The sequence below is a fragment of the Stenotrophomonas sp. INTA L402-1 genome, from assembly GCF_059295135.1.
In genome coordinates this window covers 1-598 of record NZ_JCAFWP010000173.1, presented here as the reverse complement: position 1 = coordinate 598, position 598 = coordinate 1, and the positions used below count along the sequence as shown (strand labels likewise).

Sequence of the window (598 nt, the reverse complement as noted above, 5' to 3'; positions counted from 1 at the left end):
GTCGCCAGCAATACAAATGAGTTATCACTCTGCCGTACCATTGCCAGCCCGTAGCTTCCCATATGTTCCCGCGCCTCAGGCACTTCTTCTGCAAGCATCATAAATGGGCTGCGTTGTACCAGTTCGCTTTCCGTTACCCGACGCGCCAGGTACTCATGCCCACGCAAACCACCTGGCAGTGGCAACCAGCGGCTACTGATGTTCGCCAGATTGTTATCCAGCTGTTCGCGCACATCAGGACGAATACAAGAAATATGAATATGAAAATGGTTTTGCGTACGCCCGGTGCGAGAGTTGATCGCCAAAGAAACCGCGCGATCGGGAACCGGCTGGCCGTATTTTTTGCTCATAAAATCACGCCCCTGCCAGGCCAACCAAAAGAAGTTCGGCGTTGAAGGATCGGTCAACAAAGGACTTTCCGTGCCGTTAATACGATACGTTGGCATCAACAGATATTGCAGTGGGCCATTAAGATCTTTTAAAACCACGTATCCGGCATTGGGTTTGACTTCCGCACATGGCGAAGGATTTTGATTTTGCTGTTGATTGGGCAAACATTCCTCAAGGACAATCTTACGTAGTGTATCCGACTCTTCAC

The 598-nt window shown here is 50.0% G+C and carries 1 protein-coding gene; it reads right to left on the bottom strand.

The features are described from left to right. The coding region (gene cdh / locus AC5O77_RS22175) for a CDP-diacylglycerol diphosphatase (protein WP_494507216.1) at positions 1 to 598 on the bottom strand (598 nt) is incomplete at both ends.